The organism is Anoxybacillus sp. FSL W8-0104, assembly GCF_038004465.1.
Taxonomy (GTDB): Bacteria; Bacillota; Bacilli; order Bacillales; family Anoxybacillaceae; genus Anoxybacillus; species Anoxybacillus flavithermus_G.
In genome coordinates this window covers 821924-836342 of sequence record NZ_JBBOQU010000001.1, presented here as the reverse complement: position 1 = coordinate 836342, position 14419 = coordinate 821924, and the positions used below count along the sequence as shown (strand labels likewise).

At 44.4% G+C, this 14419-nt stretch carries 17 protein-coding genes; 5 read left to right on the top strand and 12 right to left on the bottom strand.

The genetic code is table 11. The features are described 5' to 3' along the window. Positions 1–172: 172 nt before the first annotated feature. Positions 173–1642, top strand: coding sequence for an aminotransferase class I/II-fold pyridoxal phosphate-dependent enzyme (locus NST18_RS04560; protein ID WP_004891295.1), 1470 nt, complete (start codon positions 173–175; stop codon positions 1640–1642). Positions 1643–1732: 90 nt separating this feature from the next. Here NST18_RS04560 and NST18_RS04555 read toward each other — a convergent pair whose 3' ends face one another. Continuing rightward, entirely contained in the window at positions 1733–1846 is a 114-nt protein-coding gene (locus NST18_RS04555; protein WP_003395198.1) for a GapA-binding peptide SR1P, read from the bottom strand. Positions 1847–1978: 132 nt separating this feature from the next. Next, positions 1979–2278 (bottom strand): DUF3055 domain-containing protein, encoded by a 300-nt coding sequence (locus tag NST18_RS04550; RefSeq protein WP_004891299.1) that lies wholly within the window; start codon positions 2276–2278, stop codon positions 1979–1981. 127 nt (positions 2279–2405) lie between these two features. Here NST18_RS04550 and NST18_RS04545 point away from each other — a divergent pair, with 127 nt between their 5' ends. Continuing rightward, a complete protein-coding gene (locus NST18_RS04545; protein WP_004891301.1) occupies positions 2406–2786 on the top strand; it encodes a DUF1885 family protein in 381 nt (126 codons plus the stop codon). On the opposite strand, the gene NST18_RS04540 is transcribed toward NST18_RS04545, so the two are convergent. From NST18_RS04540 to pdhA, 5 genes are all read right to left on the bottom strand, one after another. Beyond that, positions 2774–3010: a hypothetical protein gene (locus tag NST18_RS04540; RefSeq protein ID WP_004891303.1), complete on the bottom strand. Its 237-nt coding sequence runs from the start codon at positions 3008–3010 to the stop codon at positions 2774–2776. The genes NST18_RS04545 and NST18_RS04540 overlap by 13 nt on opposite strands. Positions 3011–3088: 78 nt before the next feature. Continuing rightward, positions 3089–4501 (bottom strand): dihydrolipoyl dehydrogenase, encoded by a 1413-nt coding sequence (gene lpdA, locus NST18_RS04535; protein WP_004891305.1) that lies wholly within the window; start codon positions 4499–4501, stop codon positions 3089–3091. A 4-nt stretch (positions 4502–4505) separates the two neighbouring features. Then, positions 4506–5789 (bottom strand): dihydrolipoamide acetyltransferase family protein, encoded by a 1284-nt coding sequence (locus NST18_RS04530; RefSeq protein WP_004891306.1) that lies wholly within the window; start codon positions 5787–5789, stop codon positions 4506–4508. A gap of 48 nt (positions 5790–5837) precedes the next feature. Next, positions 5838–6815, bottom strand: a complete 978-nt coding sequence (locus tag NST18_RS04525; RefSeq protein ID WP_004891307.1) for an alpha-ketoacid dehydrogenase subunit beta — start codon at positions 6813–6815, stop codon at positions 5838–5840. A gap of 3 nt (positions 6816–6818) precedes the next feature. Continuing rightward, the gene (gene pdhA, locus NST18_RS04520; RefSeq protein WP_004891309.1) at positions 6819–7925 is read right to left on the bottom strand and encodes a pyruvate dehydrogenase (acetyl-transferring) E1 component subunit alpha; all 1107 of its coding nucleotides are present in this window, start codon (positions 7923–7925) and stop codon (positions 6819–6821) included. Positions 7926–8307: 382 nt separating this feature from the next. On the opposite strand from pdhA, the gene def reads away from it, so the two are divergent. Beyond that, the gene (def, locus tag NST18_RS04515) at positions 8308–8862 is read left to right on the top strand and encodes a peptide deformylase (protein ID WP_006321317.1); all 555 of its coding nucleotides are present in this window, start codon (positions 8308–8310) and stop codon (positions 8860–8862) included. 173 nt (positions 8863–9035) lie between these two features. On the opposite strand, the gene NST18_RS04510 is transcribed toward def, so the two are convergent. Further along, the gene (locus NST18_RS04510; RefSeq protein WP_340721257.1) at positions 9036–9812 is read right to left on the bottom strand and encodes a Cof-type HAD-IIB family hydrolase; all 777 of its coding nucleotides are present in this window, start codon (positions 9810–9812) and stop codon (positions 9036–9038) included. 144 nt (positions 9813–9956) lie between these two features. Then, entirely contained in the window at positions 9957–10130 is a 174-nt protein-coding gene (locus NST18_RS04505; protein WP_192950815.1) for a hypothetical protein, read from the bottom strand. An 83-nt stretch (positions 10131–10213) separates the two neighbouring features. Here NST18_RS04505 and NST18_RS04500 point away from each other — a divergent pair, with 83 nt between their 5' ends. Both NST18_RS04500 and rnjA read left to right on the top strand, forming a co-directional pair. Beyond that, entirely contained in the window at positions 10214–10429 is a 216-nt protein-coding gene (locus tag NST18_RS04500; RefSeq protein ID WP_004891313.1) for a DNA-dependent RNA polymerase subunit epsilon, read from the top strand. Then, positions 10426–12093, top strand: a complete 1668-nt coding sequence (gene rnjA / locus NST18_RS04495; protein ID WP_004891315.1) for a ribonuclease J1 — start codon at positions 10426–10428, stop codon at positions 12091–12093. Before NST18_RS04500 ends, rnjA begins: the two co-directional genes overlap by 4 nt. 32 nt (positions 12094–12125) lie before the next feature. On the opposite strand, the gene NST18_RS04490 is transcribed toward rnjA, so the two are convergent. The 3 genes from NST18_RS04490 to NST18_RS04480 are packed head-to-tail and all read right to left on the bottom strand — an operon-like array spanning position 12126 to position 14388. Then, positions 12126–12791, bottom strand: a complete 666-nt coding sequence (locus tag NST18_RS04490) for a potassium channel family protein (protein WP_004891316.1) — start codon at positions 12789–12791, stop codon at positions 12126–12128. Beyond that, complete coding sequence (locus NST18_RS04485; protein ID WP_004891318.1) at positions 12788–13249, bottom strand: TlpA family protein disulfide reductase; 462 nt, start codon at positions 13247–13249, stop codon at positions 12788–12790. The genes NST18_RS04490 and NST18_RS04485 overlap by 4 nt, the downstream gene beginning before the upstream one ends. Before the next feature lie 2 nt (positions 13250–13251). Next, positions 13252–14388, bottom strand: coding sequence for an N-acetyldiaminopimelate deacetylase (locus NST18_RS04480; RefSeq protein ID WP_004891320.1), 1137 nt, complete (start codon positions 14386–14388; stop codon positions 13252–13254). Between the last annotated feature and the right edge of the window lie 31 nt (positions 14389–14419).

The following is a 14419-nucleotide window of genomic DNA, read 5'->3' as shown; positions in this document are numbered from 1 at the left end:
TTACTTTTTATCATTCTTCACTTATAAAGAAAAGTCCTTCACAAACAATAAATGAAGAAACATACACCGCCTTTCATTTTTAAACAAAAAAACCATCTTTGCAAACGTATGAAGAAGTGCTATAATTCACTTTGTTTTATGTAAATCCAAGTTAAAGAGGTGTACAGCGAAATTGTCACAGTATGAAACACCGTTATTTACCGGACTGTTAGAGCATATAAAGAAAAATCCGATTCAATTTCATATTCCTGGCCATAAAAAAGGAGCAGGCATGGACGAGCAGTTTCGCTCCTTTATTGGAGAAAATGCGTTAGCGATGGATTTAATTAATATCGGTCCGCTTGATGATTTACATCAGCCAAAAGGAATGATTAAACGGGCGCAACAGCTAGCAGCGGAAGCGTTTGGAGCGGACTATACGTTTTTCTCCGTGCAAGGAACGAGCGGAGCGATTATGACGATGGTCATGTCTGTCGCAGGACCTGGGGATAAAATTATCGTCCCACGAAACGTGCATAAATCCGTTATGTCTGCCATCGTCTTTTCGGGAGCGACACCGATTTTCGTTCATCCTGAAATTGATAAAGAGCTCGGCATTTCGCACGGCATTACACCAGAAGCGGTAGAAGCGGCATTAAAGCAACATCCCGACGCCAAAGGGGTGCTCGTCATTAACCCGACATACTTCGGCATTGCTGGCGACTTGAAACGCATCGTTGACATTGCGCACGCATACGGCGTTCCTGTTCTTGTGGACGAGGCGCACGGTGTGCACATTCACTTTCATGAAGAGTTGCCACTATCAGCGATGCAAGCAGGTGCGGATATGGCAGCGACGAGCGTGCATAAACTAGGCGGTTCGATGACGCAAAGCTCCATTTTAAACGTGAAAGAAGGGCTTGTGTCACCGAAGCGCGTGCAAGCGATTTTAAGCATGTTAACGACGACATCAACATCTTACTTATTGCTCGCTTCGCTCGATGTCGCGCGTAAACGGCTAGCGACAGAAGGACATGAGCTTGCGGAACAAGCGATTCGCCTGGCAAATGAAACGCGGAAGCAAATTAACGACATCGATTATTTATATTGCGTCGGAAAAGAAATTCTCGGGACAGAAGCAACGTTTGATTACGATCCGACGAAGCTCATTATTTCAGTCAAAGAGCTTGGACTCACTGGCTACGACGTGGAAAAATGGCTTCGTGAACGCTACAATATTGAAGTCGAATTGTCGGATTTATATAACATTTTATGTATTATTACACCGGGCGATACGGAGCAGGAAACGAACGTATTAGTTGATGCGCTTCGTCATTTATCGAATGAATTTCGCCATCAAGCGGAAGTCGGGAAAAAAGCGGAAGTGATTTTACCAGATATTCCTGTGCTTGCGCTCACCCCACGCGATGCGTTTTATGCGGAAACGGAAGTCGTGCCGTTTGATGAATCGGCAGGGCGCATTATCGCGGAGTTTGTCATGGTATATCCACCTGGCATCCCGATTTTCATCCCGGGCGAAATTATTACGGAAGAAAATTTAAATTACATTCGCAAAAATATCGAAGTCGGCTTGCCTGTTCAAGGTCCAGAAGACGATACGTTGCGAACGTTGCGCGTCATTAAAGAACATCATAGACGATAAAAGCGGAGTGTAGCACTCCGCTTTTAAAAAAAGAGACTGGCGAAAACCAGTCTCTTTTCTATATATATCCTCCCCATCCCCCAAAGCTTATTATTCCTCGTCTTCACAATCGCATGTGCAACATTGACCGTACAATACCGTTACTTTTTCATCTTCAAAATGATCGATTGTCGCATTGCATGTTTGGCATACAATTGTACCCATCCCCGATAACCCCTTTTCCTTTGGAATGTTTGAAAACGTTTTACTTATTACATAATAATATGTCACATTTATTTTGTCAATAGGAATTAGTATGACATATTTAAACAAAAAAAGAGACGTATTTCACGCCTCTTACTCATATTGTTCAACATAAGGTGTCGTTGGTAAAATGTCTGAGAAAAATTCAGCTAAATCTTCAGCTTGTTCTTTTGTGTCGATGCGAAATATTCGTTGTAAGTAGTCGTGGTCTTCGATGTCTTTCGGGTCGAGGAGAGCGGAGCGGCCTGTTTGCATACAGATGACAAGTGGTTTGCCAAAAAACATGCTCGTATAAACGATGCCAAAATCGTAGCGAACGTCTTTTGTCGTAAAACCGACGAACCTCACTTTTACTTTTTCATGCTCATCATACATTTTTTCAAATACGTGCATATCATTCCCTCCTTCTAATAGGTTAACATTCATTATACCGCATCGTTTATATTTTCGCAATTATTTGTTTTTTTATATATATTCATGATACAATGAAAGTGATTTCAACATGTTTGAGGTGAACAAAATGGCTCATACAGCTACCATTGAACTTGTCCCTGCATCAACGTGGGAGACGGTGACGTTAGAACAATGCAAACAACTGCTCGAACAATTTCGCGATATCGCGCGCAAAACGGGCGAACAGCTTGGCTGGGACTACGAACAGTACGCTTTTCCATACGATATCGTCATAAACGAAGACCGCATCATTCTCGTCGGAAAAGATGCACGTTATCATATGATTGAATGCCGCATTCATGAGCGTGCGGTGGAGTTTGCTTTATCGAAACAAGCGACGCATGGCGATAAAGGAAAAGCGAATGAACTATGTAAATTTTTCGCTAAACGAATGGCAGGAAAACTGCATTTATTTAACGGGCGAGTGATGTATTATTACAAACGATAAGCCCAAAAAAGCTCGCGGCAAAGAAAATAAATGGCAATCGTCGAGACGGTTGTCCAACATGCTTGTCTTTTCGTTAAACGAAACCGAAGCGCAAGCAAAAAAGCAACATACATAAACATGACAAACAACAACGCTTTAAAAATAAAATGATCGTGGGCCGATCTCCATTCGATGAGCGAAAACAAACTCCATAAAATCATTTGAAGTAAAAAGACGATATACATGTTTATACACCCCTTACAAACATCATATGATCGTCTCAAAAAAATCATGAAAAAAGAGGACGGCGAAGCCATCCTCTTTTATTTGTTAATAATATGAATTGGGCTACCGATCGCCACTTCCGCTGCTTCCATCGTAATTTCACCGAGCGTTGGATGCGCATGAATCGTCATCGCAATATCTTCAGCTGTCATGCCTGCTTCGATCGCTAAGCCAAGCTCTGCGATCATATCCGATGCGTTCGGTCCGACGATTTGTGCACCGATAATGACGCCATCGTCTTTCGTTAAGACGAGCTTTAAGAAGCCGTCTGTTTCGTTTAACGCAAGGGCACGGCCGTTTGCACCGAACGGGAATTTTGCGGTAATGACGTCAATGCCTTCTTCGATCGCTTGTTTTTCAAAGTAACCGACAGACGCGCATTCAGGATCGGAGAAGACAACAGCTGGAATCGCTAAGTAGTCAATTTCAGACGGATGACCAGCGATCGCTTCTGCCGCAATTTTTCCTTCGTATGATGCTTTATGCGCAAGCGGTGGTCCTGCCACGATGTCACCGATCGCGTAAATGTTCGGCACGCTCGTGCGGCATTGCTTGTCGATTTCAATTAAACCGCGTTCTGTCATTTTGATGCCAATTTGTTCAAGTCCCATTTCTTCTGTGTTCGGACGGCGACCAACAGTAACGAGCACGTATTCGGCATCGACCGTTTTCGTTTCGCCGTTTACTTCAAATGTTACCGTTACGCCGTCTTCACGCTCTTCGACACCTTTCGCAAGCGCGTTTGTAAAGACGTCTACTCCTTTTTTCTTCAAGCGACGACGAACGACAGCGCTCATTTGTTTTTCGAAGCCAGATAAAATTTCATCCGCGCCTTCTAAAATCGTAATTTTCGTTCCGAAGTTTGCGTATGCTGTTCCTAATTCTGTACCGATGTAACCGCCGCCGATGACGACCATTGATTTTGGAATTTCAGGCAAGTTTAATGCGCCTGTCGAGTCAAGGACGCGCTTTGAAAATTTAAACGCTGGCAGCTCGATTGGGCGAGAACCTGTTGCGATAATGGCGTTTTTAAATTTGTACGTTTGCGCGCTATTTTCTGTCATGACGCGAACGGTATTTTCGTCAACAAAATACGCTTCGCCGCGCACGATTTCGACTTTATTTCCTTTTAATAAACTTTCTACGCCACCTGTTAATTTTTTCACGACGCTCGCTTTCCATTCTTGCACTTTTGAAAAGTCAACTTTTACGTTTTCTGCAAAAATACCCATATCTTGTGAATGTGTTGCAATTTCGTAACGATGACCGGCAGAGATGAGCGCTTTCGATGGAATACATCCAACGTTTAAGCACACACCGCCGAGGTTTCCTTTTTCAACGATCGTTACTTTTTGGCCGAGCTGCGCCGCACGAATCGCTGCGACGTAACCGCCAGGACCTGCACCGACGACGAGAGTTTCTGTTTCAATTGCGAAATCGCCTACTACCATCGCATTACGCCTCCATTAATAATAATTCAGGATCGTTTAATAAACGTTTAATATGATTTAACGCATTTTGTGCCGTTGCACCGTCGATCATGCGGTGGTCGAAGCTTAACGACAACGCTAATACTGGAGCGATAACAATTTCGCCATCGCGCACGATCGGTTTTTCTGAAATGCGACCGATACCTAAAATCGCTACTTCCGGATGGTTAATAACTGGTGTAAACCATTGGCCGCCTGCTGAACCGATGTTTGTAATTGTGCACGTTGCACCTTTCATTTCGTTTGGCATTAATTTGCCTTCGCGCGCTTTTGTTGCAAGCTCGTTAATTTCTTTTGCGATCGCAAAAATCGATTTGCGGTCGGCATGTTTCACAACCGGAACGAGCAAGCCTTTATCTGTGTCCGCTGCAATTCCGATGTTGTAGTAATGTTTATGAACGATTTCTTCCGTTGCATCGTCAATGGATGTGTTAAGCGCTGGATATTCGCGAAGCGCAGACGTTAACGCTTTAACGACATACGGTAAGAACGTTAACTTAATGCCTTTTTGCGCCGCGACGTCTTTAAATTTCTTACGATGCGCAACGAGTTTTGTCACATCGACTTCGTCCATTAATGTAACGTGTGGTGCGGTATGTTTCGAGTTCACCATCGCTTTGGCGATCGCGCGACGAATGCCGCTCATTTTCTCGCGTGTTTCTGGGAACTCGCCTTCAAGAACAACTGGCTGTGGTGCTGGTGCCGCTTTTTGTTCTTGCGCTGGCGCAACTGTTTCTGCTTGTGGTGCTTTCGTTTCTGGTTGTGGCGCTGCACCGCCTGCCAAGTACGCATCGATATCTTGTTTTAATACGCGGCCGTTTTTGCCTGTTCCTTGTACGAGGCGAATGTCGACACCTTTTTCACGCGCATATTTGCGCACTGATGGCATCGCGATGACGCGTTTTTTCGGCTCCGTGCTTTGTGCAGCTGGCTCTTGTTTTACTTCTTCTTTCTTTTCTTCTACTTTTGGCTCATCGCCATGATCGCCTTTGAATTTTAAGTTTTCGTATCCTGGCGCATCAAATTTAATTAACGTTTGGCCAACCGTTGCGACTGTGCCTTCGCTCACTAAAATTTCTAATACTTTTCCTTTGACTGGAGATGGAATTTCTACTACTGCTTTATCGTTTTGTACTTCGCAAAGCACGTCGTCTTCGTTTACTTCATCGCCCGGCTTTACAAACCATTTGACAATTTCACCTTCGTGAATTCCTTCACCGATATCCGGTAATTTAAATTCAAATGCCATGGATCTCAACCTCCTATTTCTTAAATGGGGAGGGGAATGCCCCCTCCATTAAAACGTCATTACTTTTTTCACTGTTTCGATGACATCTTTAAAGTTCGGTAACCATACCGGCTCTGCTTGCGAGAACGGATATACTGTATCTGGTGCCGCAACGCGCAACACTGGCGCTTCAAGGCTAAGGATCGCACGTTCATTAATTTCTGCAACAACGTTTGCGGCAATACCTGCTTGTTTTTGTGCTTCTTGTACAACAACCGCACGACCTGTTTTTTCAACTGATGCGATAATCGTTTCAATGTCTAACGGTTGAACTGTACGCAAGTCAATAACTTCAACAGAAATGCCTTCTTTTTCAAGTTCCGCTGCTGCTTTTAATGATTCGTGTACCATGGCACCGTATGTGATGACCGATACGTCTGTTCCTTCACGTTTAATGTCTGCTTTTCCGATCGGAATTGTATATTCGCCTTCTGGCACTTCTTGACGGAACGAACGGTACAATTTCATATGCTCTAAGAAAATGACCGGGTCGTTGTCGCGAATGGCTGAAATTAATAACCCTTTCGCATCGTACGGTGTCGATGGGATGACAACTTTTAATCCTGGCTGTTGTGCAACAAGCCCTTCTAAGCTGTCAGCGTGCAATTCTGGCGTATGTACGCCGCCACCGAATGGCGAACGAACGGTAATTGGCGCATGGAAGCGTCCGCCAGAACGATAGCGCATGCGCGCCATTTGACCAGAAATCGAGTCCATCACTTCATAGACGAATCCGAAAAATTGAATTTCAGGCACAGGGCGGAATCCTTGCAACGCTAAACCGATCGCTAAACCACCGATTCCTGATTCTGCAAGCGGTGTGTCGAATACGCGATCTTCGCCAAACTCCGCTTGCAATCCTTCTGTCGCGCGGAATACCCCGCCGTTTACACCGACGTCTTCACCGAACACAAGAACGTTCGGGTCTTTGCGCATTTCTACGCGCAACGCATCCGTGATTGCTTGAATCATTGTCATTTGCGCCATGGCTTATTTCGACTCCTTTTCTTTGTAGATTTCGTATTGTTCTTTTAAGAACGCTGGCATTTCTTCGTACATGATCGACATTAAGTCTGTTACTTTTTGTTTTGGTGTTTCGTCCGCTTTCTTAATCGCTTCTTTAATATCTTCTTTCGCTTGTTCGATGACGCGATTTTCTTCTTCTTCGCTCCATAATCCTTTGTTTTCTAAAAACTTGCGGAAGCGAACGAGCGGATCTTTTTTCTCCCATTCGTTTTCAAGCTCTTTCGAACGATAGCGTGTTGGGTCGTCTCCTGCCATTGTATGCGGACCGTAACGGAAGCAAAGCGTTTCAATCAATGTTGGTCCTCCGCCGTTAATTGCACGCTCGCGAGCGTCACGAACTGCGACATATACTGCAAGCGGGTCCATTCCGTCAACTTGAATGCCCGGAATACCTGCTGCAACTGCTTTTTGGGCGATTGTTTTTGCCGCAGATTGTTTTTCGACTGGTGTCGAAATCGCAAAACGGTTGTTTTGAACGATAAAGATCGCTGGTGCGTTAAATGCCCCTGCGAAGTTCATTCCTTCGTAGAAGTCCCCTTGTGATGCACCGCCGTCACCTGTATATGTAACCGCAACCGCTTTTTTGCCGCGTTTTTTCATGCCGAGCGCAACGCCGGCTGCTTGAATAATTTGCGCACCGATAATAATCTGCGGCGGCAACACGTTTACATCTTCAGGAATTTGGTTGCCATGGAAATGTCCGCGTGAAAATAAAAATGCTTGGTAAAGCGGTAAACCGTGCCAAATCATTTGCGGAACGTCACGATAGCCCGGTAAAATGAAGTCTTCTTTTTCTAGCGCGAAATGGCTCGCTAATTGGCTCGCTTCTTGTCCTGCTGTTGGCGCATAGAAGCCGAGACGTCCTTGACGGTTTAACGAAATGCAACGTTGGTCAAGCACACGCGTATACACCATGCGGCGCATTAACTCTTTTAATTGCTCATCTGTTAAATCTGGCATTGCCGCTTCGTTTACGACTTCGCCTTCTTCGTTTAAAATTTGAAATGTCGGGAACTGCTCAGCGACTTTTTCAAGTTGCTTTTTCACATCAAATAGGGGCTTTTTACCCATGTTGTTCACCTCATCCTTTCTTTTCGAAACGTAAAATGATGCACCTTTTAATTTGCCCAAAAACGATTTGTTTTTACTACGCTTGTGTATGAAAAGCTGTATTAATAAAAAAAGCAATTACGATTAATACAACTATTTTTTTACATCTTTCAGTTTACACCTTTCGACAACGCACGTCAACCAGTTTGCTTGACACGTTCTATGTAAAAATGAAATTTAGAAAATTTTAACTGTGTTATGAATCTGTTATACTTATTTTTTTAAATCTGTATTATTTCTGTTTTACAACGTGTTTATGTATGTTTCGTCAGCCAATTGCACTTTTGTGCATAATCGCCCATAATAAAACGTAGTCTACTTTGTGGATAAGGAGTGAAACGACGTGATTACGATGAAAGATATTATTAAAGATGGACATCCGACGTTACGAAAAGTAGCGGAAGAAGTTCCCCTTCCCCCTTCTGAAGAAGATCGCCGCATTTTAGCGAGTTTATTGGAATATGTAAAAATGAGCCAAGATCCTGAACTAGCGAAGGCATACGGGCTTCGTCCAGGCATTGGCTTAGCTGCCCCACAAATTAACGTTTCAAAACGGATGATTGCTGTGCATGTGACGGATGAAAAAGGAACGTTGCATAGCTATGCGTTATTTAATCCGAAAATTGTGAGCCATTCGGTTGAGATGTGCTATTTAACGAGCGGAGAAGGTTGTTTGTCTGTAGACGAAGCAATTCCGGGTTACGTGCCGCGCTATATGCGCATTACCGTCACCGGAACGACGCTTGAGGGCGAAACGGTGAAACTGCGCTTGAAAGGATTGCCTGCGATCGTATTTCAACATGAAATTGACCATTTAAACGGCATTATGTTTTATGACCATATTAATAAACAAAATCCGTACGACGTGCCAGCTGGCGCTATCCCGATTGAAAGGTAATAAGAAAAGCGGAAAGCGACCGCCTATCGGCGAAGAGAGCACGAGCCCCACCGAGGAGGCTGTCGCCGCCGCAGTGTGGGACGGAGCGACTCGAGCCGATGGCGCTTGGAGCTAGACATCAATTCGAAATTTTATACTTTCTTTTCAAAAAGGGCTACCATGACGGAGCCCTTTTATTTTAACAAACCAAGGTGGCGTAAGCCGAATAAAATGCCGTCTTCATCGACCGGTTTTGTAATGAAATCAGCTACTTTTTTCGCTTCTTCATGCCCATTTCCCATCGCGACACCTGTACCGACAAAGCGAAGCATTTCTGTATCGTTTAACCCGTCGCCGAACGCATAAACGTTTTCGCGCGGAATGCCGAGTTCGTTCATCATTTTTTTAATTCCTTCTGCTTTCGATCCGCCATACGGCAATACGTCCGTTGACACCGCATGCCAGCGCACGAAGTGAAACGTCGGAAACGATTGAATATACGGCTGTTCTTCTTCTGGTTTACAAAATAAAAGCGCTTGATAAATGTCGTTTCGTTCATCATACGTTTCATCGTGCGGTGGATGAGTAAATTTTAAACTTCCCATGCTTTCGTGAATGTACGGATGATCGGCTACACTTGCACGCATCGTGTCGGCGTCCATAAAAATAAGCGGATGGTCATTGTCGCGTGCCATTTGTTTTAATGCACGAAGTTGCTTGCGATCAAGCGGTTGATTGTAAATGACCTCCCCTTCAAAAACAACATACTGTCCGTTAAAGCTGACAAACGATTGAATGTCAAGCTCTTTTCGCAACGATTCAAACATAAACGGCGCTCTTCCTGTGGCGATCGCTACATATACCCCTTGTTTTTTTAATTCGTGTATCGCTTCATATGTCGATTCCGGCAACTGTTTATCATGATCTAACAACGTTCCGTCAATATCAAAAAAGACGATCTTTCTCTCCATGCTTCTCGCGCTCCTCGTGTAAAAGTTCACAAACTTACCGTAACGGAACTGCGCCATATTGTCAATAAATTGGTTGTTTCAATGTATATTTTCCCATGCAAAATTTGTCGAGCATCTTCTTATAATAAATAGTAGATAAAACATTTACTTTCCGACAAAATCGGATACAATAAAAGTGAGGAGTGATGCGTCATGTTGAAAAAGTTGAAACGCAAGCTGCTCAAACAATGGAAAGAACTTTTGCGCAGAAAATCCATTGCCTAGTTGTACGAGCCCTTCTGTTGAAGGGCTTCTTTTCAATTTTGTTTCCCATTCCACACTTTTTATATATAATAAGAAAAGCGGAACGCGCTCGGGGCTAATAAAATCATTACAACATTACACATAAGGAGAGATGAACGTTGATTTTTAAAGTATTTTATCAAGAAACGATCGATGAAGTGCCGGTAAGAGAAAAAACGAAAACACTCTACATCGAAGCGGAAAGCGAGCGAGATGTGCGCCGAAAATTACAAGACCGTCATATCAATATTGAATACATTCAGCCGCTTGAAGGTGCGCATTTAGCGTACGAGCAACAAAACCCTGATTTTCACGTATTGGAGATTGAACGATGAGCATGTTGAAAAATAAACAAGTTGGCGTTTTCGCCCTCGGCGGTCTAGGCGAAATCGGAAAAAATACATATGGCGTGCAGTATGAAGATGAAATCATCATCATCGATGCCGGCATTAAGTTTCCAGAAGACGAGTTGCTCGGAATTGATTACGTCATCCCTGATTATAGCTATTTAGTGAAAAACGCAGAAAACATTAAAGGATTATTTATTACCCATGGACACGAAGACCATATTGGCGGCATTCCGTATTTGCTTCGCCAAGTGAACGTGCCAATTTACGGTGGAAAGTTAGCGCTCGGCCTCATTCGCAATAAGCTCGAGGAGCACGGATTGCTTCGCCAAACGAAACTAATTGAAATAAAAGAAGATGACGTCATTTCGTTCGGAAAAACAGCGGTGACATTTTTCCGCACAACGCACAGCATTCCAGATAGCTACGGCATTGTCGTCAAAACACCGGTCGGGCAAATTGTGCATACGGGCGATTTTAAATTCGACTTTACGCCTGTTGGCGAGCCAGCCAACTTAACGAAGATGGCCGAAATCGGAAAAGAAGGCGTTCTTTGTTTGTTGTCCGACAGTACAAATAGCGAAATTCCGCATTTTACGATGTCTGAGCGACGCGTCGGCGAAAGCATTCACGATATTTTCCGAAAAGTGCAAGGGCGCATTATTTTTGCGACGTTTGCTTCCAACATTCACCGCTTACAGCAAGTCACCGAAGCGGCTGTATTAAACAATCGAAAAATTGCTGTCTTCGGTCGCAGCATGGAAGCGGCCATCGAAATTGGACAACAGCTCGGCTACATTAAATGTCCGAAAGATACGTTCGTTGACGCTACGCAAATTAATCGCCTTCCTGCCCATCGCGTCACCATCCTTTGCACCGGAAGCCAAGGTGAGCCGATGGCGGCGTTATCGCGCATCGCCAACGGGTCACATCGCCAAATTCAAATTATGCCGGGGGATACAGTCGTCTTTTCATCTTCGCCAATTCCGGGCAATACAGTAAGCGTCAATCGCATCATTAACATGCTTGCGCGTGCAGGAGCGGAAGTCATTCATGGACCGCTTAGCGACATTCATACGTCTGGTCACGGCGGACAAGAGGAACAAAAATTAATGATTCGCCTCATGAAACCGAAATATTTTATGCCGATTCACGGTGAATATCGCATGCAAAAAATGCATGTGAAACTTGCGGTTGATTGCGGTGTGCCAGAAGAAAATTGCTTTATTATGGACAACGGCGAGGTGCTTGGCATTAGTGAAGAAGGAGCAAGCATCGTCGGTAAAATTCCGTCCGGCTCGGTGTATATTGACGGGAGTGGCATTGGAGATATCGGCAACATCGTTCTGCGCGACCGCCGCATTTTATCGGAGGAAGGGCTTGTCATCGTCGTTGTAAGCATTAATATGAAAGAAATGAAAATTGCCGCAGGTCCAGACATTATTTCACGCGGATTCGTTTATATGCGTGAGTCGGGCAATTTAATTAACGATGCACAACAACTGATTGCGAAACATTTACAACAGCTACTCGAACAAGGAACAAATCAATGGTCCGACATTAAAACGGAAATTACTGATACGCTCGCACCGTTTTTATACGAAAAAACGAAGCGAAAACCGATGATTTTACCGATTATTATGGAAGTGTAAAAAAAGAAGGTGCCCGTTTGGACACCTTCTTTTTATTCTCCCACGACTTCGCTTTCGAAGCGGTCAATGTCTTGATCGGCACCGATGACGATTAAAATGTCCCCTTCGTAAATGACTTCTGATGCAAGCGGTGATACGATAATGTCGTTGTTTCGTTTAATCGCCACGATATTAATGCCGTATTTCGCGCGAATGTCTAACTCGAGAAGCGAATGACCGTGGAGCCGTTTGTTTGCGACAATTTCGACGATGCTATGGCGATCAGATAGCTCTAAATAATCGAGCACGTTGTTTGAAATCATATTGTTTGCAATTCTTTCGCCCATATCTCGTTCGGGATGAACGATATGGTCCGCTCCAATTTTTTTCAATACTTTTTCATGATAATCGTTCGTTGCTTTCACTGTAATTTTTTCGACACCGAGCTCTTTTAAAATCAGCGTTGTTAAAATGCTTGCTTGAATGTTGTCGCCAATCGCGACGATGACGTGGTCGAAGTTACGAATGCCTAAGCTTTTTAAGACGTTTTCGTCTGTTGAGTCAGCAACGACCGCTTGTGACGCGATCGATGCATATTCGTTCACTTTATCTTCGTTTATATCAATCGCAAGCACTTCCATGCCTTGTTCGCTTAACGTGCGACATACGCTACCGCCAAAGCGTCCGAGGCCGATGACAGCAAACTCCTTCTTTTTCATTCAATATCCCCTCTTGTTCGATATTCATCAATGACGCGAATGATTCGTTTTTCTAACATATTCATTCCACCGCTTCCTGCTTGGTAATGGCGAAAATGACCATTTGCATCAAATATATAGTACGTCGGCACGCAGCGATTATCAAACGCTTCTTTCAAGCGATGGTCGTTGTCAATGAAAAGCGGATGGGTCATGCCGTATTGTTCAGCTAGCTGTTGGACGACTTCTACGTTTTCGTCGCCATCGCGTCGCGGCATATGGACAGATACGACGTGCAATTCCCCTTTGTAACGCTCGCGGAAGACGTTTACTTGTTTCATTCCGTCTTTACAAAGATGGCAACTGACCGCCCAAAAATGAATGAGCGTCGGTTTTCCAATGAGCTGTTCACGCGTGACATTTCCGTTGAGTACAAGTGTTGCTCCGTCTAGTGATGGCATAAGTTCTCGTAGTTTCATCATTATTCTTCCTTTACTTTATGATTTCCTTTCCAAGTGACGTAACGGGTAAGTAGTTGAATGGCAACATCGATCGCCTCTTCGTTTGGGTTTAATTTCGCATGATGTAAGCCGAACGGTGATTGCACGCCGAGCCAAAACATAAACCCAGGGATGCGTGCAAGCATGTAGCCGAAATCTTCGCCCGTCATCGCTTCTTGACAACGAACGAGGCGTACATTTGTTTCTTTCTCAACAAACTGCATAAATTCGTTCGTTAACGTCTCGTCGTTGTACACTTGATAATACATCGAACCGTAATCAATGTGCGCTTGGCAGTCGTAAGCGACTTCGACGCCGCGCACAATCGCTTCAATGCGCCTTTTCACTTTTTCCATCGCTTCTGGTGAAAGTGTACGAATCGTTCCTTCAAGCCGTGCGCGCTCAGCGATAACGTTTTGTACCGTCCCGCTCGTTAGTTTGCCAACTGTAATAACAGCGCTATCGAGCGGATTGACGTTGCGTGAGACGATCGTTTGCAGCTGCATGATAAGGGAGCTTGCCGCAACGACCATATCTTTCGTTTCATGCGGAAACGCGGCATGCCCTCCTTTGCCGATTAAGTCAATAAACAGTTCGGACGTGTTCGCAAACAATAGCCCTTCTTTTGTTGCGATCGTTCCGACCGGATATTCTGGAGCGATATGCAAAGCAAGGATCATATCGGGCATCCATTGTTTCATTTCGTCGCTCTCCAACATCGGAAGCGCCCCGCCCGGTCCTTCTTCGGCTGGTTGAAAAATAAACAGCATGTCATCACAAATGGGATGATGAACAACATGAGTAAGCACACCGAGCGCAATCGCCATATGCATATCGTGCCCACACGCGTGCATGCGTCCTTCATGCGTTGAACGAAACGGAACGTCTGTTTGTTCGTCAATTGGCAATCCGTCCATATCGGCGCGATAACCGATCGTTTTCGTTGGTGCAGTGCCATGAACGTGCACGAGAATACCTGTGCGCCACGTTTTGATTTGCAGTCGCTCAGACGGAAGGGTGGCAAGATAGTCTAATATGTATTGTTGTGTTTTAAACTCTTGAAAGCCGAGTTCGGGAATTTGGTGTAAATCACGGCGAATATGAATAAAGTCGCCCATACGTTTCCTCCTTTTGAAAAAAGCGTGGAAT

Excerpts from the sequence above, each read along its gene's own strand:
- NST18_RS04555 (WP_003395198.1), bottom strand. The coding sequence starts at position 1,846 with ATGGGTACAATTGTATGCCAAACATGCAATGCGACAATCGATCATTTT.
- NST18_RS04550 (WP_004891299.1), bottom strand. The coding sequence starts at position 2,278 with ATGCACGTATTTGAAAAAATGTATGATGAGCATGAAAAAGTAAAAGTG.
- NST18_RS04545 (WP_004891301.1), top strand. The coding sequence starts at position 2,406 with ATGGCTCATACAGCTACCATTGAACTTGTCCCTGCATCAACGTGGGAG.
- NST18_RS04540 (WP_004891303.1), bottom strand. The coding sequence starts at position 3,010 with ATGTATATCGTCTTTTTACTTCAAATGATTTTATGGAGTTTGTTTTCG.
- lpdA (WP_004891305.1), bottom strand. The coding sequence starts at position 4,501 with ATGGTAGTAGGCGATTTCGCAATTGAAACAGAAACTCTCGTCGTCGGT.
- NST18_RS04530 (WP_004891306.1), bottom strand. The coding sequence starts at position 5,789 with ATGGCATTTGAATTTAAATTACCGGATATCGGTGAAGGAATTCACGAA.
- NST18_RS04525 (WP_004891307.1), bottom strand. The coding sequence starts at position 6,815 with ATGGCGCAAATGACAATGATTCAAGCAATCACGGATGCGTTGCGCGTA.
- pdhA (WP_004891309.1), bottom strand. The coding sequence starts at position 7,925 with ATGGGTAAAAAGCCCCTATTTGATGTGAAAAAGCAACTTGAAAAAGTC.
- NST18_RS04510 (WP_340721257.1), bottom strand. The coding sequence starts at position 9,812 with ATGGAGAGAAAGATCGTCTTTTTTGATATTGACGGAACGTTGTTAGAT.
- rnjA (WP_004891315.1), top strand. The coding sequence starts at position 10,426 with ATGAGCATGTTGAAAAATAAACAAGTTGGCGTTTTCGCCCTCGGCGGT.
- NST18_RS04490 (WP_004891316.1), bottom strand. The coding sequence starts at position 12,791 with ATGAAAAAGAAGGAGTTTGCTGTCATCGGCCTCGGACGCTTTGGCGGT.
- NST18_RS04485 (WP_004891318.1), bottom strand. The coding sequence starts at position 13,249 with ATGAAACTACGAGAACTTATGCCATCACTAGACGGAGCAACACTTGTA.
- NST18_RS04480 (WP_004891320.1), bottom strand. The coding sequence starts at position 14,388 with ATGGGCGACTTTATTCATATTCGCCGTGATTTACACCAAATTCCCGAA.